Origin of the sequence: Streptomyces durbertensis (assembly GCF_014156695.1) — a bacterium.
Taxonomy (GTDB): domain Bacteria; phylum Actinomycetota; class Actinomycetes; order Streptomycetales; family Streptomycetaceae; genus Streptomyces; species Streptomyces durbertensis.
Map to the genome: position 1 here is coordinate 1 of NZ_WMLF01000895.1, position 687 is coordinate 687.

General features: G+C 75.7%; 1 protein-coding gene. It reads left to right on the forward strand.

Annotated elements, in window-relative coordinates:
- Positions 1-27 precede the first annotated feature (27 nt).
- Positions 28-687 (forward strand): response regulator (locus tag GL263_RS27535; RefSeq protein ID WP_323379589.1); only part of this gene is annotated, 660 nt, incomplete at its 3' end.

Here is a 687-nt window from a genome sequence, read left to right on the forward strand (position 1 = left end):
GCCGGCAGCGGGGGCGGCGACGTCCGGGTGGTGCTCGCGGACGACCAGGCCATGGTCCGGGAGGGCATCTCCGTCCTGCTGAACGCGCAGCCCGGCATCACGGTCGTCGGGGAGGCGGCGAACGGCCGCGAGGCGGTCCGCGCGGTGGCCGAACTCGCACCCGACGTGGTGCTGATGGACGTGCGGATGCCCGAGATGAACGGGCTGGAGGCGACACGGGAGATCGCCGCCGTGTCCGCCGCCCGGGTGCTGATCCTCACCACGTACGACCTCGACGAGTACGTGTACCAGGCGCTGCGGTCGGGGGCGTCCGGCTTCCTGCTGAAGGACTCGTCGGCCCGGCAGCTGGCGGAGGGGGTGCGGGTGGTGGCCGGCGGGGAGGCGCTGCTGGCGCCCCGCGTGACGCGGCGGCTGATCACCGAGTTCGCCCGGCTGCAGGCGTCGCCCGGGCCGTCGGGCGCCGCCGGAGGGCTGGGCGCGGGGCCGTCGCCGGGCGACCGCGCGGCGGCCGTCGGGCGGCACGAGGCGCTGACCGAGCGGGAGACGGAGGTCCTGGTGCTGATCGCGCAGGGCCTGTCGAACGTGGAGATCGCCGCCGCGCTGGTGGTCGCGGAGTCGACGGTGAAGACGCACGTCAGCCGCGTCCTGGTGAAGCTCGGCCTCCGCGACCGCACCCAGGCCGTCGTC